The organism is Paenibacillus sp. ACRRY (assembly GCF_022346995.1).
Taxonomy (GTDB): domain Bacteria; phylum Bacillota; class Bacilli; order Paenibacillales; family Paenibacillaceae; genus Paenibacillus.
Window position 1 is genome coordinate 373,977 of record NZ_JAKRNM010000001.1, and the last position, 23,979, is coordinate 397,955.

At 45.2% G+C, this 23,979-nt stretch carries 23 protein-coding genes; all 23 read left to right on the forward strand.

Annotated elements, in window-relative coordinates; genetic code table 11:
* Positions 1-18 precede the first annotated feature (18 nt).
* The 23 genes from MH144_RS01655 (at position 19) to MH144_RS01765 (ending at position 23,933) form a co-directional block, all read left to right on the forward strand.
* Positions 19-1,779: a sensor histidine kinase gene (locus MH144_RS01655; RefSeq protein WP_239297101.1), complete on the forward strand. Its 1,761-nt coding sequence runs from the start codon at positions 19-21 to the stop codon at positions 1,777-1,779.
* Positions 1,776-2,912 carry a response regulator transcription factor gene (locus MH144_RS01660; RefSeq protein ID WP_239297112.1) on the forward strand — a complete coding sequence of 379 codons (1,137 nt, stop codon included), beginning with the start codon at positions 1,776-1,778 and terminating at the stop codon, positions 2,910-2,912. The genes MH144_RS01655 and MH144_RS01660 overlap by 4 nt, the downstream gene beginning before the upstream one ends.
* Before the next feature lie 162 nt (positions 2,913-3,074).
* Complete coding sequence (locus tag MH144_RS01665) at positions 3,075-4,484, forward strand: extracellular solute-binding protein (RefSeq protein ID WP_239297123.1); 1,410 nt, start codon at positions 3,075-3,077, stop codon at positions 4,482-4,484.
* 120 nt (positions 4,485-4,604) lie between these two features.
* On the forward strand, positions 4,605-4,766 hold the full coding sequence (locus MH144_RS01670; RefSeq protein WP_239297125.1) for a hypothetical protein: 162 nt from the start codon (positions 4,605-4,607) through the stop codon (positions 4,764-4,766).
* Positions 4,767-4,850: 84 nt separating this feature from the next.
* Positions 4,851-5,741, forward strand: a complete 891-nt coding sequence (locus tag MH144_RS01675) for an ABC transporter permease (protein WP_239297127.1) — start codon at positions 4,851-4,853, stop codon at positions 5,739-5,741.
* Between the two features lie 22 nt (positions 5,742-5,763).
* Positions 5,764-6,648 (forward strand): carbohydrate ABC transporter permease, encoded by an 885-nt coding sequence (locus MH144_RS01680; RefSeq protein ID WP_095286647.1) that lies wholly within the window; start codon positions 5,764-5,766, stop codon positions 6,646-6,648.
* A 262-nt stretch (positions 6,649-6,910) separates the two neighbouring features.
* The gene (locus MH144_RS01685) at positions 6,911-7,450 is read left to right on the forward strand and encodes a glycerol-3-phosphate responsive antiterminator (RefSeq protein WP_239297129.1); all 540 of its coding nucleotides are present in this window, start codon (positions 6,911-6,913) and stop codon (positions 7,448-7,450) included.
* Positions 7,451-7,590: 140 nt separating this feature from the next.
* Entirely contained in the window at positions 7,591-8,304 is a 714-nt protein-coding gene (locus MH144_RS01690) for a glycerophosphodiester phosphodiesterase (RefSeq protein WP_239297140.1), read from the forward strand.
* On the forward strand, positions 8,305-9,156 hold the full coding sequence (locus MH144_RS01695) for an HAD-IIA family hydrolase (protein WP_239297142.1): 852 nt from the start codon (positions 8,305-8,307) through the stop codon (positions 9,154-9,156).
* Positions 9,157-9,193: 37 nt separating this feature from the next.
* On the forward strand, positions 9,194-10,030 hold the full coding sequence (locus tag MH144_RS01700; RefSeq protein WP_239297153.1) for a metallophosphoesterase family protein: 837 nt from the start codon (positions 9,194-9,196) through the stop codon (positions 10,028-10,030).
* A gap of 20 nt (positions 10,031-10,050) precedes the next feature.
* On the forward strand, positions 10,051-11,139 hold the full coding sequence (locus MH144_RS01705; RefSeq protein ID WP_239297155.1) for an ABC transporter ATP-binding protein: 1,089 nt from the start codon (positions 10,051-10,053) through the stop codon (positions 11,137-11,139).
* A complete protein-coding gene (locus MH144_RS01710; protein ID WP_239297167.1) occupies positions 11,136-12,008 on the forward strand; it encodes a carbohydrate ABC transporter permease in 873 nt (290 codons plus the stop codon). The genes MH144_RS01705 and MH144_RS01710 overlap by 4 nt, the downstream gene beginning before the upstream one ends.
* 19 nt (positions 12,009-12,027) lie before the next feature.
* A complete protein-coding gene (locus MH144_RS01715) occupies positions 12,028-12,852 on the forward strand; it encodes a carbohydrate ABC transporter permease (RefSeq protein ID WP_239297170.1) in 825 nt (274 codons plus the stop codon).
* Between the two features lie 31 nt (positions 12,853-12,883).
* Positions 12,884-14,197 (forward strand): ABC transporter substrate-binding protein, encoded by a 1,314-nt coding sequence (locus MH144_RS01720; protein WP_239297172.1) that lies wholly within the window; start codon positions 12,884-12,886, stop codon positions 14,195-14,197.
* A 288-nt stretch (positions 14,198-14,485) separates the two neighbouring features.
* Positions 14,486-15,469: an alpha/beta fold hydrolase gene (locus MH144_RS01725; RefSeq protein WP_239297174.1), complete on the forward strand. Its 984-nt coding sequence runs from the start codon at positions 14,486-14,488 to the stop codon at positions 15,467-15,469.
* Positions 15,470-15,851: 382 nt separating this feature from the next.
* Positions 15,852-17,150, forward strand: a complete 1,299-nt coding sequence (locus tag MH144_RS01730) for an NCS2 family permease (RefSeq protein WP_221806291.1) — start codon at positions 15,852-15,854, stop codon at positions 17,148-17,150.
* A gap of 236 nt (positions 17,151-17,386) precedes the next feature.
* Positions 17,387-18,814, forward strand: a complete 1,428-nt coding sequence (locus MH144_RS01735; RefSeq protein WP_239297177.1) for a VanZ family protein — start codon at positions 17,387-17,389, stop codon at positions 18,812-18,814.
* A 174-nt stretch (positions 18,815-18,988) separates the two neighbouring features.
* Positions 18,989-19,288: a DUF2089 family protein gene (locus MH144_RS01740; RefSeq protein WP_239297179.1), complete on the forward strand. Its 300-nt coding sequence runs from the start codon at positions 18,989-18,991 to the stop codon at positions 19,286-19,288.
* Positions 19,288-19,572 carry a hypothetical protein gene (locus MH144_RS01745; protein ID WP_239299219.1) on the forward strand — a complete coding sequence of 95 codons (285 nt, stop codon included), beginning with the start codon at positions 19,288-19,290 and terminating at the stop codon, positions 19,570-19,572. The genes MH144_RS01740 and MH144_RS01745 overlap by 1 nt, the downstream gene beginning before the upstream one ends.
* A 250-nt stretch (positions 19,573-19,822) precedes the next feature.
* Entirely contained in the window at positions 19,823-20,710 is an 888-nt protein-coding gene (locus MH144_RS01750; protein ID WP_343225992.1) for a cation diffusion facilitator family transporter, read from the forward strand.
* 160 nt (positions 20,711-20,870) lie between these two features.
* On the forward strand, positions 20,871-21,476 hold the full coding sequence (locus tag MH144_RS01755; RefSeq protein ID WP_239297193.1) for an acetylglutamate kinase: 606 nt from the start codon (positions 20,871-20,873) through the stop codon (positions 21,474-21,476).
* A gap of 303 nt (positions 21,477-21,779) precedes the next feature.
* Positions 21,780-22,652, forward strand: a complete 873-nt coding sequence (locus MH144_RS01760; RefSeq protein ID WP_239297195.1) for a protein kinase family protein — start codon at positions 21,780-21,782, stop codon at positions 22,650-22,652.
* A 294-nt stretch (positions 22,653-22,946) separates the two neighbouring features.
* Positions 22,947-23,933, forward strand: a complete 987-nt coding sequence (locus MH144_RS01765) for an alpha/beta fold hydrolase (RefSeq protein ID WP_239297198.1) — start codon at positions 22,947-22,949, stop codon at positions 23,931-23,933.
* Positions 23,934-23,979 lie beyond the last annotated feature (46 nt).

Consider the following 23,979-nt stretch of genomic DNA (forward strand, 5'->3'; position numbering starts at 1 on the left):
GGAAGCGGAGATGAATGCATGAAACCAGAACATGTACTAAAATCCCGTATCGAACGAATAACGCTGAAAAACCGAATTCTTTTGCTTTTTGCGGCTGTAGCCCTCATTCCTTTCCTCTTATCCTGCTACCTATCCTACCGAACAATTAATTCCATTTTGACGACCAAATTGCAATCCGGTATCCAAAGTAATCTGAAACAGGTGACACTTTCCTTGGAAAACACACTCAGCAACCTAAACCATGTATCGCAGCAGCTCGCCTTCGAGGGAAGCATTGGTAAGCAGCTGGAGCAGCTCATGCTTGCGGATCAACCATATGACCGCAGTTATTTGACCGACCAGATCAAAAATCAGCTGAACCTGATTGCGTTTACCAATCCCAATATCGGATTATCGATGTACTATTTTCGCGAAGACGACAGCTATCTCTTTGAAACCATGGGGGTGAAGGATTCATTCGATCCGGCTAAATTGCCGATTATGGCGAGCTATTACGGAATCACCTATTTCGGGCCACATATCAGTAACGACAGGTTCAACGATCAATATGTCCTTTCCGCGCTGCGAAAGGTGGATCTGCCCGAACGGGAGGATGCCTATGTATACATTGAAACCGGGTTTAATCTAACACAGAGCATTCTTGATCTGGACGATGTCAGCAAAAATACAGCCCATCTCATTTTGGATAATCACGGACGCATCTCTTACAGTGAGTTAAGGGACGCTTTCCCTGAGAACGCAAATTTTCCGGTTTCGGGCCACCTCTCTGAATCTTCTACAACTTCGGGAATCGCTTCGGGCTATTATTGGTACCAGCAATACAGTAATCAGGGATGGAGCGTTGTGTCGCTCGTGTCCAAAGCAGATTACGATCAGGAGAAAAACCGCTGGATGATGCAGATGGTGCTGTTAACCGTGCTATTCGCCGCAGTCAGCTTGGCCATAGGCTGGTTGTTGTGGAAAATGGTATATCGGCCGCTGTCCCAATTTCACCGGGAAATGAAGCTGATGCTGAACAGCAACTTCAACGTGGTCGATGCGGACTCGCGCATACCGGAATTTGAAATGCTACTGACGCAATTCGGACGAATGAAGTCCCATATTGCAAGGTTATATTCCGAAGTGGAGTTAAAGGAGAAGCGCAGGGCAGACCTGGAGATTGAAAAGCTGCTCTACCAGATCAATCCGCATTTTCTGATGAATACACTCGATACTGCGCACTGGCTGGCTGTCATGAATGGACAGGAGGAGATAGACCGGTTGGTTACTTCGCTGAACAAGCTGCTGTATTACAATTTGCGCATGGGTGGACAGAGCTCAACCATACGGGAGGAGATTGATTCGCTCAAGCAGTATCTGATCCTACAGCAGATTCGTTATAATTTCCAATTCGATGTTCGCATTCATATCGATGACAAACTGCTTAACGTGCCCGTGCCAAGGTTTATTTTGCAGCCGCTCGTTGAAAATTCGCTGTACCATGGACTGGATGACAAAGGAAGAATCGAAGTTGAAGTAAGCAGGCACAACGACGGGCTTCAAATTTTGATCAGAGATAACGGCAGGGGAATCTCCGAAGAAAAGATTAAAGAGCTGCTGGAACAAGAACAGGCCGAACGTCATCGGGTCGGAATGGGGATTGGCATGAATTATGTTAAGCGTATGCTGGAGTCTTATTATGAGGGCCAAGCCAGCATGAGTGTATCCAGCGAACTGGGGCAAGGAACCTGGATCGTCATTGAACTGCCAATACACTGTGAAGGAGAGGAAAATTCATGATTGACGTACTTATCGTCGATGACGATCAGCTTGTGCGCAAAGGGCTCATGCTCGCAATGCCTTGGGACAGATTTGAAATGAAGATCGTTGGCGAAGCGGGAAACGGAGAGAAGGCGCTTGAATTTCTGTCTGAAAACCACGTCGATCTACTGATTACCGATCTGGCCATGCCGGTTATGTCAGGGATCGAGTTAATCCGCACCGCCCGTAAGCTCTACCCGGAACTGCCAATTGCGGTTCTGACGCTTCATCAGGATTTTGAATACATTCAGGAGGCACTCCGTCTGGGCGCTATCGATTACATTGCCAAAGTACAACTTGAGAAAGAACGGTTCGAGGAAGTGCTCGGGCGCATTCATGACCGTATCCAGGCCGACAGGCGAAAACGGTTCAATAACGAAGCCACGATGGAATCCGGAAAGCATGCATTGTTTTATGGGGAGCAAGGAAAAGAAACTCAATCAGACGGTGAGTCGTGCTGTGAACGTGAACGGATCGGGTCGTCAGTCATTGAAGCGAGCGATGTGAGCATTAAGGACAAGTTGCATTCGTTTCGCTGGGTTCATGAAGAGTGTTATATGAGTGAACTTTTACATGATTTGAAAAGCATGAGATTGCCTGTACCCCGATTGATGCAGTTGCTGTACGGTGTAACGGAAGAATGGAACCGTACGTTTAAAAACATTGTCAGCACGGAAATGACGACACCTGTTCATTTTGTATCATGGAACGATGTGGTGGAATGGATGGCGAACTTTCGTGCAGAAGCGCTACGTTTATCGGGTGGACAGTATCTGCGCAAGGAGGTCAGCAGCAGTATCATGACCGCCGTCAAAATCGTACATGACGAGTTGCAGAATCCGCTATTTGCCAGCGATGTATCGAAGCGGGTCAACCTCAGTCGCAGCTATTTCAATCAATGTTTCAAGGAAATGATGGGTTATTCGTTTAACGAATATCTGCGCAAAATTCGGATCGACAAGGCGAAGGACTATCTGACCCAAACGGCCAAACCGATTGTCTGGATCGCGGAACATACGGGCTACGCGGACGAAAAATACTTCAGCCGGATTTTCCGTGAGCAGGTGGGCATGCTGCCAAGCGAATACCGCAATACACCAAGAAGAGGGTAGACGGATGGAGAGAAGGTAGGATAAATGAATTATAAGCGTTAACAAAATCAGACGTTTCACCTCCCGTTCTTCGTCCGGCTCTCTATCCATAAACGTTTTCCGGCCGTGTTATATTGTTGGTGCTGGACGCGAATGACATTCCATTAAAGGGGGAGCATGCATTTGGGCAAAAAAATGGTCATGGTGGCAATGATGCTGTTGCTCGCATTCACGAGCGCCTGCAGCGACGCGGGCAACAAGGAGAATGAAACGGCGGAAAATACTAAGCCTGGCGTTGTTGAAGAAGGGCCGGCAGATCCATTCGGCAAGTACGATCAGACGATTACACTGAGGTATGGCAAAGAGGTCGATCCAACAGACAAAAGTTTGCCTGCCGGGGATACACCAGAGAGCAACCAGTATTCGCGGTATGTAAAAGACAACCTGAACATTGATACCAAAGTCACCTGGCAGGCGGCGACCGGAACGAACTATGAGCAGAAAGTAAACCTCGCGATTTCAAGCAACGATTTGCCCGATGCGCTCGTGGTCAAGGATACCCAGCTGCGGGCCATGGTGAAGGCGGGCCAGCTGGAGGACCTAACCGATGCATTTAATCGATATGCTTCACCAGCCATGAAGAGTTATATGGAGAAAACAAATGGTGTATCTGCCGAGGCGGTAACATTTGACGGGAAAATGTACGCTATTCCCAGTATACAAGTACACTCCGATGGTGTTCATCAAATGTGGATACGCAAGGATTGGCTCGACAAGCTGGGACTTGAACCGCCCAAAACAATGGAGGAACTGGAGAACGTAGCGAAAGCATTTGTGGAACAAGACCCGGACGGAAATGGAAAGAACGATACGATTGGGATTGCAGGACAGCAGAACGGCGGCCGGTTATATGCCAATTTCCTGGAATCGACGAACAATACGTATGGACTTGATCCGATCTTCGGGGCGTACAAGGCTTATCCTGGTTACTGGTTAAAAGACGATGCAGGCAACCCGGTCTACGGTTCCATTCTGCCAGAAACGAAGGAAGCTCTCGCCAAACTGCGCGACATGTATGCGAATGGGCTAATCGACAAGGAACTCGGCATTCGCAAAGCCGCGTCCGAACCTGTGGTTAACGGCAATGCAGGTATCTTCTTTGCACCATGGTGGATGGGATATGGACCTCTTCCCGATGCAATCAAAAACGATCCGAACGCCAACTGGCAGGCATACTTGTTGCCGCTGGATGCTGAAGGACAATTTAATGCTCATATGGGCGCTCCTTCTACCGTATTCGTTGTCGTGCGCAAAGGATACGAACATCCCGAAGCGGTCATCAAAATGCTGAATCTGCTCATCCGGGACGAGTCGAAGTTTGATATCTCTGTGCCTGTAGGTCACTATCCGCTGCGTGTACCGATGTCTTATATGGATGAGAGCGAATATTCAGCGAAAGCTTTGCAGGAAGTACTCGCTGGCACGAAAAAACCGGAAGACTTTACTGATCCGGGCTACAAACTGCTTGCTGCAGACATTGAGAACGTCAAAAAGGTGAAGAAAGAGCCGTATGACAATATGGACTTACAGTAATGGGATCCTCAGGCTGACCTTGGCGTATGGAGCCGCATCTATTCACTGCTGGTTGGATCATCTTCCTTGCAGCAGGACTACAATAAGGTGTATAGCCTTCTCTATTCCCAGACCCGCACCATGGAAAGCCGCTGGTCCAATCTGAAGAAGCTGGAGGATGAAACCTTCCTGAAAATCATCATGGGTGCTGCACCTCTGGATACATTTGATACGTTCGTGAGCGATTGGAAAAAGCAAGGCGGCGACAAAATCACCGAGGAAGTGAAGGAGTACGTCAAGTAGGCAGCTGTCCAGAGCGCCGGGTCAGTCATCCGGCGCTTCTTCTTGAGAAGATCAGGATGGGAGATTGCGGAGGAGGAACACCGGATGCGAAACCGAAGCTTCATCAAACATTACTACATTATGTTATTGCCCGGATTGGTATGGTTGCTGTTCATCAGTATCATTCCCATGTTCGGGATTGCCATTGCCTTTCAGGACTTTAACCCGGGCCAGGGCATCTGGAAATCGACCTGGATCGGGCTGGAGAACTTCGAATATATGTTTAGCTTGAACGATACCAAGACCATTTTCTTCAATACGGTGTACATTGCAGTCATGAAAATTGCGGGTAACCTGATTGTGCCTTTAATCTTTGCGATCATGCTGAATGAACTGCGTCTTATGGTGGTTAAGCGCTGGGTTCAAACGATCGTGTACCTTCCGCACTTTTTGTCCTGGGTTATCCTGTCCGGCATCTTGCTTGACGTGTTTTCGTACACTGGTCCGGTCAATGGATTACTGAACATCGTGGGGATTGAACCGGTGTTGTTCTTCGCCCGTGCAGACCTGTTCCCGTTTATTGTCGTCGGCAGTGATGTATGGAAGGAGTTCGGCTTCAACACGATCATCTACTTGGCTGCACTAACAGGCATCAGTCCATCCCTGTACGAAGCCGCTTCGATTGACGGAGCAACCCGAATGAGGAGAATCTGGCATGTGACGCTGCCTGGCTTGCGTACCACAATTGTGCTTTTGGCAGTGTTAAGCCTGGGGAATGTACTGAACGCAGGCTTTGATCAGATTTTCAACCTGTACAACCCACTGCTCTACTCCACAGGTGACATTATCGATACTTGGGTTTACCGTGAAGGGTTGCTGAACATGCAGTACGGACTTGCAACCGCAGTTGGTTTGCTGAAATCGGTGGTCAGTTTTGTGCTCATTATCGTTTCGTATCTGCTGGCTTCGAAGTTCGCCAATTACCGCATATTCTGATAAGGAGAAGGAGTCGAGCGAGATGATTAGAGAAACAACGCTGCGATCCAGGGTGTTCGATGTAACGCTTCTGGTTGTGCTGCTCCTGATTGCATTCCTGTGCATACTGCCCCTCTGGTATACGCTGGCCGTGTCCTTAAGCGAAAAATCAGCGGCGGCTGCCGGAAAAGTATGGTTATGGCCCGTTGGCTTCAACTTCAATTCATATCAGCAAATTATCGGCGACCGTTCCTTTTTTAATTCCTTCTGGATTTCCATTCAGCGTGTTGTGCTTGGTGCGACAATTACGTTTGTGGTGACAACGATGATGGCTTATCCGCTCTCACGAAGCCCACGTGAATTCCGTATGCGCAATGTATTTATGTGGATTCTTGTGTTCACGCTGCTGTTCAACGGCGGCCTGATTCCATGGTATATGACGGTGAAGGCGATTGGGTTGTATGATACCATCTGGGCACTTGTTCTTGGCGGGGGAGTGCCGGTATTCAACGTCATTCTAATCGTAAACTATTTCCGTAATCTGCCCAAGGAACTGGACGAGGCTGCTCTCGTGGACGGGGCCGGGCCGTGGCGAATGTTAATCACTATTTATGTACCGCTGGCCGTACCGGTACTGGCTACTGTCACATTGTTCACCATCGTCTACCATTGGAATGAGTTCTTCCATGGATTGGTGCTGACTTCAGGGCAGGATCATTATCCGCTGCAAACATTAATCCAGCAATTCGTTGTGGTCATCGATGCGTCGAACATGACGGAAGATCAATATAAACGGATGAACGAGTTGTCTAATCAAACACTAAATGCCGCAAAAATTTTCATTGCCATGCTTCCTGTACTTATTGTCTATCCGTTCCTGCAGCGTTTTTTCATTCATGGTATTACTCTGGGTTCGGTGAAGGAGTAGTTGCATAGGACATGGCCTAAGAACAAACGAATAGCGTGACAGAATAGGTCTGTAGTCGATTTCGTCGATACGGGCCTATTTGTTATGAAGCGTTTTAGTTAACTCAAGCTGCTCCGAACCCATTTTACTTTTGCATTTAGGCTGTCTCCGGATGGTGAAAGTTGAGACGCGAAATTAACAACCCGTTTACATGAACATGAAACAAAAGAAATATTTCAGCTTTAACATTTAAGATGACAAACGAGGGAATGAGGACTGAATCATGAAGAACTATCCGATCATCGCCTCCATTACGGTAGATGAACAGATTGCACAGGCTATAGCAAGCGATGTGAAGCGAGTTATTCTGATGACAGGAAACATTACGAATCTTGGCTCCATCATAGACAGGTTGCATCAAAGCGGCAAACAGGCCTATGTACATACCGAGATGGTATCCGGGATTGGACGAGATGCCTCGGCCATTCAATATCTTGCCGATGTGTTTAAAGTTGATGGTATCGTGACAACGAAGAGTAATGCGGTTTCTGCGGCCAAGCAAGCAGGCATACGGAGCATTCAGCGCATATTCGCCATTGATTCAGCAGCCATTGAGACTGCAGTGCGAATGATTAAGAGCTATAAGCCCGATGAGGTTGAATTGATGCCGGGACTGATGCCGCGAGTCATCGAAGAGCTGAATGAACGCATCACACAGCCGTTGATCGTTGGTGGGTTGATCCGGTATGAGGAAGAGATACAGCAAGCCCTAAAGAGTGGGGCAGATTTTGTTTCGATAGGCCATGAGAAATTCTGGACTTAATTTCATACATTTATCCTTGGGTGGAGACGACGAGAAAACCCGGTGGTAGGTAAATCAATACAACCTTGATGTTGAAGGAGGGTGATTTGCTGCTGGGTTTTTTGTGTTGTCCAAAAAAATACAACAGGAGGTAATTGAGCATGATCATTCAAGCAGTTGCTCATCGAGGCTATCCCAAGAAATATCCTGAAAATACGTTGTCTTCCTTTTTAAAAGCGGTGGAACTTGGGTTCACACATCTCGAATTGGATGTACATCTCAGCCAAGATGGTATCCCGGTTGTCATTCATGATCATACGATTGACCGCATGACCAATGGAACGGGCAGGGTAGCTGATTATTCAGCTTCGGAGCTGCAATCTTTCAACATAAAACAAGATGAGCACATACCAACCCTTGAAGAGGTACTGCGAGCTTTGAAGGGAAAAATTGGGCTTAATATCGAGCTTAAGCAGATGGGAGCCTACTATCCTCAGCTGGAGGAGAAAGTACTTGAAGTGATCAAGGAATTCAACATGCTGGATCAGGTTGTCATTACGTCATTTGATTTTGACGCCTTGGAGAAAATCAGACAATTATCTAGTGAGGTACGCATCGGTCTAATTACCTTTGGCTGTTCGAAGGCTATTCTTGACTGGTCTGTAGAGATGGGAGCGACGTTCTTGTCCATGCACTATGCTTTTGTGACCGAGCATTATATTCATCGATGTCAAGAACAGGGGATTCAATTGATGGCCTGGACAATTAACGAGACTTCCATAATGAAGAAATTTCAGGATTACCCGTCCGTGTGGGTCTGTACAGACGAGCTCGAATCCTTCATGGATGTGTTGGAGCTGTCCAGCTCAGTATGAGTGGGCAAGGGTAAGGTCATGGAAAATGTGTACGATTACGATGCGTATTGCTTCGATCTAGACGGGACGATTTATGTTAGCCAGATGATCCTTCCTGGCGTAAATAGCTTCATAAACAGCTTGAGATCACAAGGCAAGCGTCTGTTGTTCCTGACGAATACTCCCATTCATACCAGGGAGGATTGCTACAAGAGGCTACTGAGTCTGGGTGTATCATGCCAGCTTGACGAAATTTTGACCGCAGGATATGTGTCAGGGATGTATTTTGCAGAGTATGCGCCTGATGCCAGGGTACTGGTTGTAGGTGAAGAGGCTTTGCGGAGTGAACTAAGAGCGATCGGCATGGCCCTTACGGAAGATCCATATCAATCAACGCATGTATTAGTCGGCATGGATCGGCAGTTTCATTACGATAAGCTTCATCTGGCGGCAAAAGCAGTTCGTCATGGAGCGGTTCTCATGGCAACAAATCCGGACAGCTGCTGCCCCGTCCAAGGTGATATCATTCCGGATACCGGCTCGATTCTAAGCTCCATTGAGGCAGCCAGCCAGCAAAAAGTATCCATCGTGATTGGTAAGCCTTCACCTTATTATGCAGAGAAGGCACTCCAGCTGTTGAATGTGAACAGCAGCAGTTGTCTCATGATAGGCGATCGGTTGGAAACAGACATTTTATTTGGTAAACAGAATGGAATGAAGACGGCCCTCATGCTTACAGGTATCTCCTCAAGAGAGGATATCCAGGAAACAGGCATCATTCCGGATTATATATGGTCTTCTTTCAACGAATGCATCATGGGGCAGGTTAATCGGTCCAAGCATTCAACGGAGTTACAGGTGAAGAGAACTTAAACAGCAGTAGGTTCGAAAAATGATGGAGGTGGAGTTCATGCGTCTCGCGTTACTTGGTGATTATCACTATTCAAGTATGAGTCACGGAACGGAAGAGATGAAAGCTGCAAGAGTTCGTGTATATGAACATATGCTCAAGGCTTTTTTGGAGGTGGAGGCAGACTTTCATATCTCCATTGGGGATTTGACGCATGAAGGAACAGCTCAGGAATTCCAATCGATATTCTCCATCCTTTCCAGGAGCGAACGGAACTTCATTCATGTGCTTGGCAATCATGACACGTATTCGATACCGAAGCATGAAATCTCCAAATTAACAGGTCAAGATCGCTATCGGGCGATTGACACGCCTCATGCCAGGCTGATTTTTCTGGATACAACCCAGGAAATGAATCCTGCAGATTGGGGAGGCGAGCTGGACGAAGAACAGCTGGCATGGCTCAAAGGCGAGTTTACCAATTCACACGACAAGCAAGTACTCCTTTTCGGGCACCATCCAGTATTTAATACCACTGCACGCTCGACGCTCGATAAGCTGTACATTCGTCCAGAGGATGAACTGAAGAGCATCTTCAATAATCGACCAGAAGGCGGCTTCTATTTTTGCGGACACAATCACATGAACTCCATCGTGAAGCAGGGTAAGTGGCATTATGTTCAGACCGCAGCTTGCCTTGATGTGCCCGCATATCGTGTTATCGAAGTCCATGAGGGGAAGGTAGAGATAACTCACCATCCGATACAGGGTGCGGGTCTCCTCGCTGATATTCAGAGCTTTTGTTGTGATATGCCAGGCTTTGGCCCTGTCGAAGGTGCATTAGGAGAAGAAAGCGACCTTATGTTATCCGTTCAATTCGCATCGGCCGCTCAATAAATGAAAGAGGAGGGAATCTCATGGCACAAATTGTGCTGAAGCAGATTGAAAAAAGCTTCAAGCAGGATAAAGTCATTGAGGGTCTGGATCTGACCATTGAGGATGGTTCCTTTACGGTATTGGTCGGCCCTTCTGGCTGTGGGAAATCGACGACACTTCGCATGATCGCAGGACTCGAGAAAGAAACAGGCGGTGAAATATGGATCGGAGATCAATGTGTCAATGGCGTAGAACCAGGCAAGCGTAATGTGGCCATGGTATTCCAGAACTATGCATTATATCCGATGATGACAGTCAAGGAGAATATTGAATTTGGACTCGTGAATCGCAAGGTGCCCCGGCCCGAACGCGAGCGCCTTGTTAAGGAAATCACGGAGGTTGTCGGTCTGGCAGACTACCTGCATAAGAAGCCACAAGCTCTGTCTGGGGGTCAGCGCCAGCGGGTTGCCTTGGCCCGGGCCATGGTGAAGAGTCCTGCAGTCTTCCTGATGGACGAGCCATTGTCGAATCTCGATGCCAAGCTTCGTCATCAAATGCGAACGGAGTTAATTCAGCTTCACAAAAGGCTAGGTGCAACCTTTGTCTTTGTTACACATGATCAGGTTGAGGCGATGTCGATGGGAGATCGTATCGTCATCATGAATAAAGGACTTATTCAACAAGCAGATGGCCCGATGAAAATCTACGATGATCCCGATAATGTTTTCACAGCCCAATTTATCGGTACACCGCCAATGAATGTGATTGATCGTGAACGTATCCTGCCATATTTGAATGGACAGCTGCATGACGACATTGGGCAGGTTGGTTTCAGGCCGGAGAAAGCAACGATGACGCTTGATAACCGGCAACAGACCGGACTTGTCCATTTCCCGGGCCGGATCATGACACGTGAGACACTGGGTGCAGAAATCATCTATCAACTGGAATCCGCGCTTGGACTTGTGTCTGTGAAGAGTTTTTTGAAGCCGCTGGAGTCAGCTTCCGAGGTGAACCTCACGGTCTCCATGCAGGACCTGTACTACTTTGATCGGAACGGAGTCCGTGCTCGTCAGCATGAGAGTTCCGCAGAGAGAGAGCTCATTGTCCTGGGAGGGAAATATTCATGACCGTTTGGTCCAGATTCCGTCCCTATGTCATGGTGGCGCCCTCTATCGTGATATTTTCGATCTTTTTCATCTATCCGATCTTCTATATGATTTTCCTCAGTTTTTACAACTGGGACTTCATTAATCCGGTCAAGGAATTTGTAGGCTTCAACAACTTTGTCGAGTTATTTAAGGATAGTGCGTTTCTTCAGGTCCTGAGCAATTCCTTGAACTATACGCTTCTTTCCGTATCCTTATCCATTGTGATTTCACTGCTGCTAGCCATATGGCTGAATCGGGAAGGCGCATGGTACGGGTTTGTTCAGGGTGCGTTATTTAGTCCACATATTGTTTCTCTTGTATCTGTATCCTTGGTGTGGATGTGGCTGATGGATCCCAAATTCGGTTTGCTTAACGGTTTGCTGGACATGGTTGGCTTGCCCAAGCTGGAGTGGCTCAGCAGTCCCGACAGTTCATTACTTTCACTTGTCCTTGTTTCGGTCTGGAAGGGCGTGGGCTACAACGCGCTCATCTTCATCGCTGGACTTCAAAGCATTCCAAAGGATGTGTATGAAGCTTCAGCTCTAGACGAGGCCAATTGGTGGAGGAAGTTCTGTAAAATAACGCTGCCGATGCTTTCACCGACCCTGTTTTTCTTAATTATCATTAATCTGATCAGTTCATTTCAGGTGTTTGAAACCATTGCCATCATGACGGGCGGAGGTCCAATCAATTCAACGAACACGCTCGTCTTTTACATCTATGAGTACGGATTCCGCTACTTCAAGATCGGTTACGCTTCGGCAGCTGGAGTTATCCTGCTTGTTGTCGTTGGTTTGCTTACATTAGTCTACTTCAAGCTGCTAAGCCGCAAGGTTCACTACCAATAGAAAGGAGCAAGGCAATATCATGGCACGAAAGTCAATTCTGCGTACTCTGAACGTCACTGCCACGATCGTCCTGGTTGCGATTTTTGCTATCCCTTTTCTATGGATGATCTCAACATCATTGAAGTCGTATCCGGAGACCGTGATCTTTCCACCCAAATGGATTCCCTCCAAGGTGATGTGGAGCAATTTCCAAGCGGCGTGGGAATCGGGACCTTTCTTGAAATATTTAATGAACAGTGTCGTTGTATCCATCAGTATCCTTCTTCTTCAATTTACGACCATTATATTGGCAGCCTATGCGTTTGCCAGATACTCCTTCAAAGGAGACAAGCTGTTATTTGGAATTACGATGGTCACTTTAATGATTCCAGGTCAGCTCATCTTTTTGCCCGTGTATTTGTTACTGAGCAAGTGGGGACTCATAAACAATTTGCTGGCACTTATTCTGCCCTTCGCTTCCAGCGCCTTTGGGATCTTCATGCTCAGGCAGTCATTCAAGCAGGTACAGGAAGAACTTATTGAAGCCGCACGGCTTGACCAGACACCTGAATGGAAGATCATCCTTAGGATCATGGTGCCGATGGCCCGTCCGACGCTGGTAACCTTCGCATTATTTAGCTTCATTGCACACTGGAATGATTATTTTTGGCCGCTTGTGATGACGACCTCAGATGCTGCCAGAACACTTCCGATTGGGATTTCCAAGCTTCGCGAGGTAGACGGAGGGGCGGCATGGCACATTTTGATGGCTGGAAACATGATTTTGGTCGTTCCGATTCTGATTGTTTTCTTATTTGGACAACGGCAAATTATTAAAGCATTCGTTTATTCCGGTGTGAAATAATTCAATTCTTAATTTATAGGAGGGTTTATTCATGAAAAAATTTGGTTCACTTTTGTTGGCAGGAACGCTTGCACTTGCTCTAGCTGGTTGTGGTGATTCCAATTCCGCAGGTTCAACCGATAATGCTGCTGCTTCTGGGAGTTCGAACGGCGCGGCTAGTAAACCGGTAGAGATTACATATTGGTACTCATGGGGGGACAAGATCGCCGAGAACAATGAGAACCTGGTTAAAATGTTTAATGAATCACAGGATGAAGTGATTGTGAAGGCCGAATATCAGGGATCGTATGCAGATCAGCATTCCAAGGCACAGGCGGCTTTCGCAGCGGGCAATGCTCCCGAAGTATGGCAAAATGAAATTGCTTCGGTCGGTGTATTTGCCGAATCCGGTATGACTCAGGAGCTGTCTTCTTTTGTGGAGAAAGATCAACTTGATATGGATGATTTCATTCCAGGTCTGATGGGAAATTCGTACGTGAACGACAAGCTGTATGCTCTGCCTTATTTACGGAGTACACCCATTCTGTATTTGAATCGTACAATGCTAGAGGAGGCAGGACTTGATCCAGCTGGACCGCAGAATTGGGCCGAATTTGAAGATTATGCACGCAAGCTAACGATAAAAGATCAGCGCTACGGTATCTCAATGCCTGTCGATATTTGGTTCTATGAGGCTTTTGTGAGACAGAGCGGAGGAACGATGATTAGCGAGGATGGGAAAAGTGCTGCATTCAATAATGAAACCGGAATTGAACCAGTGAAATTGTGGCTGAAGATGAAGGATGAAGGCATCATGAGCATCGGTACAACCGACGATGCAGGTACGCAAGCCAAGACGGATTTCCACAATCAGCGTTCAGCGATGCTATTCGCATCCACTGCTGACCTGACCAATAATATGAAGGTTGCAGAAGAGCAGGGCTTTGAACTTGGAACGACATTTATGCCTGCGAATGATACGTTTGGTGTGCCAACGGGTGGTGCCAACCTGGTGATGACCTCTGGTCTGTCTCCCGAAAAGCAGGAAGCGGCGTGGAAGTTTATTAAGTGGATGACCTCGAAAGAGCAAACGATCTATGCGAGCTCCTTTACAGGATATTTGCCTAGCCGAATCAGCGCAGTGGAAAGTGATGAAATGAAGAAGCTATATGAGGAAAAGCCGCTGTTCAAAGTAGCGGTAGACCAACTGGAATATGCAGGTCCTCGTCCGATGCAGAAGGTTTATCCTGAGATTGGTGAGATGATTAAGGACGAGATCCTTCGTGCGGTTGTTGATTCGTCCGTTACGGCTGAGGCAGCTATTGCTGAAGCAGCTAAGAAGGCAGATGCCTTGTTGAGCAAGTAGAAACATGACTGATAGCACAAGGGGTTAGACGGTGAATTCTCCGCTAGCCCTTTTGTTTTGTCCCTGGGGTTATGGAGAGATATCTGGCATAGGGCTTTGTTACGAGGGACACAGCCGCATTTAATGCATGTGAATCGTATCCACTAGTCGCGTTGATGAAGCGATGTCTTCACTTGATTTTGGCTTGTTCATATTCAGTTCATACTGTCGTCATGAAGTGGACATTTTGCTTGGTTACACTTCAATTAAGTCGCCAAGGCGACGTTTCAGAAGCGAAGACAGGAGAAGATGAACGTGGCAAAAACGGTGGAAATACTAACAACAGGAACGAAAAGCCGTAAGAAACGAAACTTATGGTTAAAAATAATCGGAGGGATCATCGGGGGACTTGTGCTGTTTCTTGGCATCGTATTTGTCGTAAATGCCATCAGTAACGGAGTCGAGAAAAAGAAAATCGAACCGTATGGTCAGTATGTCAATGTGGATGGCAAAAAGATGAATGCGTATATTCAAGGAGATGGTGAACAGACCATCGTTCTGCTCCCGGGACAAGGTACTCCATCGCCGGTGCTTGATTTCAAATTGTTGATTGATGAATTGTCTCCCGATTACAGAGTCGTAGCCATTGAGCCTTTTGGGTATGGGTTGAGTGACGAAACGGAAAAGGAGAGAACAACGGAGAATATCATCAGTGAATATCACGAAGCTGTACAGCAGCTCGGAATTGACCGTTACATTCTGATGGGGCATTCAATTACAGGACTTTACGGAGTGTCCTATGTGAACACGTATCCGGATGAAGTTCTTGCTTTTGTCGGCATTGACAGTAGTGTTCCCAATCAACCCGGCATGGATGTTCAACTGCCTCTGGGATTAATGCACTTCCTTCAGGATTCAGGTCTGATGAGATTACTTAAAGCAGTGAGTGGCGATCCTTATGAATCCCTTGATTTCGATGAACATACCAAAGAACAGATGGAGTTGATTTCGAATCAGGTCGCGACCAATCCGACGCTGTTGGATGAGCTAAGGCATCTCGGCTCTAACTTCAAAAATGGAGAAGAGCTAACTTATCCTTCTGATCTGCCTGTACTTCTTTTTGTCCAATCGAATAATGAACACAATCCGCAGTGGGTTCCGCTGCATGCAGAGCAAGCCAAACAATCTGCCCAGGGCAAGATGATTCCCATGGAAGGTTCACATTACCTGCATCATACGAAATTCAAAGAAATTGCCGAGGAATTTAAAGAGTACATGAAGCAATTGGAATAGATGTGTAGATCCTTAGCCTTAAACTGCGGTACCGAACTCGGTGCCGTTTTTTTGTTATGCTTTTCCGATTACTGATGGCTTATAAGGGACTGTATCTCTAGCTAAAAAACGAATGAATCCATTACAATATATCAATATAGTTCGTAAATAACTGTGAACAAATCGGTGGATTCGTTGACAATACGTGTTACTTTTATTAAAATACGAAATGGACATCAGGTTAAAACAGATATGAGGATCACTTTTTTGGGTCTCTAAGCTTAGCTGTTCAATCCTAATGACGAATATAGGAGCGATAAATTTACAATCCTATACGAAGATTAGGATTTTTTTGTTTTTATCTAATCCAGAAATAATTTGAAAGTTGGAGGCTGGCTTTACCATGAACAATTGGTTCAAACTGAAAGAAAGAGGCACGAGTGTTTCAACAGAAATCATCGCAGGGATCACGACATTCTTCACGATGGTATACATAGTGATCGTAAACCCGGGAATACTCAGCAGCACGGGAATGGAGTTCAACGGGGTATTCATTGCAACGGTACTGGCGAGCATTGTGGCAACGCTGATTATGGGGATATGGTCCAACTATCCGATCGTTATCGCACCGGGTATGGGACTGAATGCATTCTTTGCCTATAGTGTAGTTGCGGGATATGGCGTGTCTTGGCAGGTTGCACTGGGCGCGGTATTTATCGCAGGGCTTTTGTTTATTGTTTTATCACTTACTTCCTTCCGTTACATGCTGCTTGATGCCATTCCGGCGAGTCTTAAGCATGCGATTACAGCAGGGATCGGACTGTTTATTACGACAGTAGGCTTGCAAAATGCAGGAATTATTGCCGATTCCGAATCGAATTTGATTACCATTGGGAACTTGGCAGAGCCAATGACCTACCTTACGATTATTGGATTGATTATTACGGTTGTGTTGATGGCTTACAATGTAAAAGGTTATCTGTTCATCGGAATGGTGGTTACAGCGATTCTTGCCTGGATGATGGGACTATTTCAAATGCCTGAATCGATCGTATCCATGCCGGAGGGGCTTACAGCAACGGCTTTCCAACTGGATCTGGCAGGTGTATTCTCGAATGGCTTGTATACAATCATCTTTACCTTCCTGCTCATCACGCTGTTTGATACAACGGGAACAATGCTCGGTGTTGCTGAACAAGCAGGACTTCTGAAGGACGGGAAATTTCCTCGTTCACGCGGTGCGCTCTTGGCAGATGCCGTAGGAACGACCACCGGCGCATTGCTCGGAACTAGCCCAACATCGGCTTATATCGAGTCCAGCACCGGAGTAGCTGCGGGAGGTAGAACGGGACTGACGGCAGTAACGGTAAGTGTACTGCTTGCGCTTACGCTATTCTTCACACCTATCGTAAGTGTGATATCCGGCATTCCGGCGATTACTTCTCCGGCACTGATTATTGTCGGGTACTTTATGATTAGCGTGATCAGCAAAATCAACTGGAAGGATCTCGAAGAAACATTTCCTGCTTTCCTGATTATCATCCTTACTCCGCTAACGCACAGTATTGCGACAGGTATTGGTGTAGGATTCATTTTCTATCCAGTTCTGAAGCTGCTTCGCGGTAAAGGCAAGGATGTTCATCCGGTGTTCTACGTGTTTGCGGTATTGTTCTTCATCCAGCTTGTATTTCTGGATCACTAAAAAACGGTTTAATATAGAAGGGGAGCTGCTTGTAATTTACAGGCAGCTCTCCTTTTTGGTATTCAAACCCGTTTGTATAAATAAAAGCATGATTATTTTGTATGGATCTCAAGCACAACCTTACATGATTGAAAGATTCATGAAAGCTTGATAGATAGGAGCTGTTTTCCACTGTCGGTATACTTGAACCATAAAGGGCTGCTCAGTGTAGCCAATCATTATGGGAGGAGTTACAGATGGATTTCATTCAAGTGGTGCAGAAACTATTACCTGTTGTGGGGGTTGCATTAATAGTCGGTCTCATGGCCTTGGGGATCGTGTTAATGGCGTATAGGTTGTATAGAAAAAGAGGTGGAAAACGCATCATAAAATTATGGCAGTTTATAGCCTCGTTTTCGTTGATGGGCTGGCTGATCATGGTCATGATGTTAACAACATTTAGTAGAGGTGCTAACTTTGACGGATGGGTAAACCTGGAGTTGTTCAGCGGCTATGTAAGTGCGTGGAATCAATGGTCGCTGAGCGAATTCCAGCTTATTATTTTCAATATGTTGATGTTCGCACCATTAGGCTTCCTGCTTCCGCTTCTTGGAATGAAGACACGTGGGTTCAAGTCGATATTCATCATATCGCTGATGATCACAATAGGTATAGAGACATTTCAGATGGTGACAGGCAGAGGGATTTTTGAACTGGATGACATATTGCACAATACGCTCGGCAGTTTAGCGGGATACGGATTGATGAGTGCAATCCTTGATATCAGGCAGCAAAAGAGAATATCACTCAAAGCTATGTTTCGTGCGTTCTGCATTCCTTTGACCTTTGTATTGTTATTTACAGGGGCACTCATCATGTATTCCAGCCAAGAGCTCGGGAACCTTGCCATTCGTCCAGCCACATCGCAGAAAATGAATCAGGTCAATGTGACGCTAGACACGAAACTGCCCGACCAAGCTGAACCCGTAGCACTATATCGAAGCTTGGAGATTCATAACATGGAGTATGCCAAGGAGATGGTTTCATTACTGAGTGATCATTTTCAACTGCAGCAGAGAGGTCACATCTCCATTGACGGCTTCAACCGGATCTGGAATCTGTATGATAGCGGAGGGGCCGATTACACCTTTAATTACAACGTGAATAGCGGTAATTGGTCGTTGGCACCTGATCAGTATGCGACGAACTCAATGCAGCCGGAGGTTCTGAAAGAAAAAGGAACTTCCTATGGTAAGTGGCTAAGTCAGCAAGGATTACTGCCTAAGGAAGCTGTATTTAGTACACAAAATGAAGATACCGTTCGATGGGATTTGCATATGACCAACTCCGATATCTTAACAGAACAGCGAGACTTTGATCATGGGATGATCATCATTGTTCCTGCGGCAGAAGGTCTTATTCCACAGGATTTGTTCTATTCCATGAATAAAAATAAATATATTCGTACCGTTGATGTGAGCAGTCCGGCGCAAGCGTATGAAGAAGTTCTCAGAGGGAATTTCTACATGTATAATGATCTGCAAAAAGGCGACAATTTAATTGTAAAGAGTTATGAGCTGACTTATACCTACGATTCAAAAGGTTATTACCAGCCAGTGTACCAATTCGAGGGAAGCGTTAACGGGGAAGAGTGGAGTACTCTGATTCCGGCCTTGAAGAATTGACTTTAACTATATAAGGGCCGTTGAGCTTGTGAAGAGCTCAATGGTTTTTTGTGTTTGTCTCTTTTACTTTATTATAATATTTATATTTAAATCAATTTTTTATTTAATATTATTAAAATATAGTTTGATTTTATTTAATTATTTGGTTATTATATTTATAAAAGGAGGGGAAATATGGATATTAAAGACGTGCCTAATTGGGTTTTAGCTTTGGAAAATGAGGATATGGAGTTTATCCGAAAATTTGTTCTGAACTCAGGATCGTTAAAGGAAATTGCGAAGATATATGAAGTTTCGTATCCAACCGTAAGAATTAAGCTCGATCGACTTATTGAGAAAATAAGGGTCAATGAAGCAGAAGATAACGAAGATTTTATTAAATTCATTAAGAATTTATCCATTGATGACCGGATAAGCGTAGATGATGCAAAACTAATTATTCAGAAATATAAACAAGAGAGGAAAAGTGAATGATGAACGACGTTTATAGGTTATTGATCATTGTTGGAATACTGGCAGTTCAGTACTTTTTTTCAACCAGAAGCAACGTTTATTGGGGGGCAGTTGTACCCGTAGCTTATATTGGAATCTCCACATGGATGTTTGTTACAGGACGTATTGAAAGTACTCTTGGTTTCATTCTATATCTGCTACTTGGTTTGCTCTTCCTGATTGCTGAATGGAGTGCGGGTAGAAAATCACTTCAACTGAAGAGAAATAAGGAATTAGCCAAGATGAAGACTCAAGACATGAACTAGATACGTGAAGAACAAAAAAATGAGATGAGATGCAGGGTTGTAAAAAAAGCGAGCAGACGGCTCGCTTTTTCTAATTGTTCTACTAGCAGAAAAAGTTTACCCGCTCCAATTCTTTTAGTTTGTTATAACAGTCTTGCCGCGTTCAGATTATGTTTCACTATACTCAAAACGTTTCTCTAGACCCACACAATCTCGTGATGATACTATCAAAAACGTGCTAGAAGACTGGAGAGTGCAGGAGGATTTGTTCGTGGATCAACTGAAGTACGACAATTTAAAAATGGGTGAACGAGGAGCCATTATTAGCATTATTGCTTATATATGCCTGACCGCATTAAAACTGGTTATCGGTTCCATCGCAGGCTCAGAAGCGCTCAAAGCAGATGGATTGAATAACGCAACCGATATTGTGGCCTCGATCGCCGTCCTTATCGGACTCAGGCTTGCTCAACGACCAGCAGACAAAGATCATACATATGGTCACTGGAAAGCGGAGACCGTTGCTTCGTTAGTTGCTTCGTTCATCATGATGGCTGTTGGTTTACAAGTTTTGTTCGAAGCCATTGGTTCCGTTTTTCAAGGAGAGAATGAATCGCCGGATCTGATTGCTGCATATACAGGCATTTTCTGTGCAGTTGTGATGTACTTGGTCTATCGCTATAACAAACGACTTGCTACTAAAATCAAGAGCCAGGCGGTCATGGCTGCAGCTCGTGATAATATATCCGATGCTTGGGTAAGTGCGGGTACCGTCGTTGGAATTGTAGGCTCGCAGTTTGGCCTGCCTTGGCTTGATCCGGTAACAGCAGTCATCGTGGGTTTCCTCATTTGTAAAACAGCATGGGATATTTTCAAAGAGGCTACACACCATTTAACAGACGGCTTTGATGTGGAGCTGATTCGGGAGTACAGAAAAACCATTGCTACAATTGATGGGGTAGAGACAGTGAAAGATGTAAGAGCAAGAAGCTACGGAAATAATGCGGTTGTAGACGTCGTTATTACGGTTCGCTCTGACCTGGACATGCAGCAAGCACACGATATATGCACCGATGTTGAAGACGAACTTCTCAGAGAACACGACGTGTATACTGTACATGTACATGTTGAACCAGAGATGTGGGAAGAATCCGTGTAATCGATATAGAAGTTGTAAACCAGTGGACCTTGATTCGTCCATTGGTTTTTTATTTTTTTCATAAATAGTTAGGAATGACAAAAGTATCAACTTTGCTCATTAGAATGCACCAATAAAGGCTATTGCCTATATATTGTTGTAGAAAAGGAGCTGACGGATCATGATGAATTATGTTCCAACGTACTATTATCCTGTCTATCGAAAATCAGATCATTTGAGCTGGACGCCAGCCAGTGTTGATCTAAACAGGAAGCTCAGATCACTATGGGAACAGCATGTGTTCTGGACGAGATTAACCGTAAACAGTATCGTCGATGGTCTTGAGGATGTCCAGCCAACAACGGCAAGACTTTTACGCAATCCAAGTGATTTCGCCATGGTGCTTGAACCGTTGTACGGGACGGCTATTGCCAAGCAATTTGAAACATTGTTCAGAGAACATTTAACCATTGCCGCCGAACTTGTTAGTAACTTGAAGTCTGGTAACACAGCAGCTGCAGAAGATGCTCAGAAACGGTGGTATGCGAATGCAGATGCAATTGCAGCCTTTCTGGCCCAAATTAATCCATACTGGTCTCAAATCGAATGGCAGCGTATGATGCATGAACATTTACGTCTCCTCACGGAAGAGGTGGCAACTCGGATAGCGAAAGATTACGTTAGAAATGTTGCAATAAGTGATCCCATTCAACAACAGGCTTTAGAGATGGCGGATATGATGACAATGGGAATTGTACAACAATTCCCGACGGTGTTTCAGCATTAATCGAAAAGCTTGAGAGCTTCCAATTCAGTTTTCTGGATAATTAAATATGAGTGATTGAACAATAAGTCGCTATTTAAGCGACTTTTTCTTGTTTTCAATGTTAAGTAAAATACGGGGAGTAGTTCACCCTGATGAAGGTTTGCAAAAACTACATTTAGATGGATAATAGTGGTACAAGATCCGAGAGGAGTGATGTCTTATGAGAAGACATTTAAACAATAACAGGGCAGATCAAAATCGGGGGAACACGTTTTAGTAGTCCTATAACCAGCGTGAATCCCCAAATGGTGAGGGGACGATAATATGGATCAAAAACCGACTCCATTCAAGATGGATCGTGTATCATTCGAACTTCAAGAAGACCATAATTTCACATGGCTGCAATCGCTTGGCACCGTTTTTAGCGTGTTTGACCAGCAGGATTCGGGTAACATTAGTTTTGGAATTGAGAATAACGGCAGGAAGCAATTTGTTAAATATGCGGGTTGCAGACCCATGGATTTCTCTGGGAATCCAAGAGATGCAATTTCCAGATTAAAGCGCGCCATGCCGCTGTACAAAACCTTGGCTCACCCCAACCTCATTCAACTTATAGATCATTTTGAAACGAGAGATGGGTATGCTGCCATTTTTGAATGGTTTACTGGTGACTGCCTGCATTCACACTGGTTATTTGCAGGGAGAGCAAAACATTGTCATCCGGAGTCGCCTTTCTATAAATATAAGCAATTATCTATTGAGCAAAGGCTGCTGTCACTTCATTCGATATTTGTGTTTCATCAACACGTGGAATCCAAAGGATACGTTGCTGTTGATTTTTATGACGGTAGTATTCTGTATGATTTTACAACGGATGAAACGAAGATCTGTGATATTGACTTCTACAGAGCGGCTCCTTCTGTCAATGACATGGGGGAGAACTTTTGGGGAGCAGCACGTTCAAAGGCACCGGAAGAATTCGCACTGGGTTCGCCTATTGATGCGAGAACGAATGTGTTCACCATGGGAGCCATTGCATTTGGGTTGCTGGGTGGTGAGATGGATCATTCATTTGCAAAATGGGAAGCAAACAGATCACTTTACGAAGTCGCTCTACGAGCGGTTAGTCAGGATCGTGGTCAACGATACAGTAGTGTTCATGAATTTTTCATAGCTTGGAAATCAGCTGAAAACTAGATACTGGACCTATAGAAGCTTCAAAATCATGTTCTGTTTCTTCGAACTAGGTGGTACAAAGGGATATGAACAATTGAACTTTACAAGATTAAAAGTCGCTATTTAGCGACTTTTTTTGTTTACATGGGTTGATTTATTACCCCTGAAAGGAGTTTAGGAACGTAAATCCTGTGCTATTCTACGTTGTTCATACTCCGTTCATATTGTATTCATTCAGAGGACAACTTGATTGGTTAGACTGGCATCAGTGGACCGAAAGGTCATTGTACAGATTACAAGAGGAGCTGAAAGAGATTGACACAACAAGTAGCAAAGGAAGTAAGGAAACGTACATTATTCAAGAAAGTGTTACATATTTTACTTAAAATCATCGCTGCAATCATTATAGCCATCCTGCTTTTTGTAGCCAGCGTGTATACGTTTAACAAGGTTAGCAGTTATTCAGAACAAAAAAGAACGGAACCCTACGGTCAGCTTGTGTCTGTGGATGGGAAGCAGATGAATGTTTCGATTCAGGGAAAAGGCGAGGAGACGGTCGTCCTGTTACCCGGTTATGGAACAGCGGCACCTGCTCTTGATTTTAAACCGCTCATTGCAGAACTATCACCATCTTACAAAGTCGTAGTCGTTGAGCCATTTGGTTACGGATTGAGCGATCAGACCGAGAAGGAGCGCAGCACTACAAATATCGTAAGTGAAATTCATGAAGCATTACAGAGCCTCCATATTGACAAGTACATTCTCATGGCGCACTCCATATCAGGGATCTATAGTCTGGATTATGTGAACCAATATCCGGATGAAGTGAGAGCATTTATCGGGCTGGATAGCAGTGTTCCAACACTGAAAGAAGAACAGACGATTGATTCATCGGTGACAACGCCGATTAAATGGTTTCGTAACCTGGGCTTCCACCGTATACAGTTAAAACTAAGCACAGACCCTTATGAGGGACTGCCATATGATCAAGAAACCAAAGAGCAAATAGACATATTCATACGTAAAAACATGTATAACAATACGCAATTGAACGAGGCAGAGCACATGTATACCAACTTTACTGAAGCCGAGAAGCTATCTTTCCCTCAAAACTTGCCTGTTCTCCTCTTGATTCAAGCGAATAACGCCGCAACAGATCAATGGGTTCCCGAACATGAGAAGCAAATAAAAGATTCTACTCATGCAGAAATGGTCCTCATGGATGCGGGACATTATTTATATCGTTCCCATCCCAAAGAAGTGTCTAAAAAAATCAAGGAGTTCACTAGTGAATTAAAATAAACATGACAAAACCTGTTGAACTTACCATAAGACAAAAAAAGAAGCG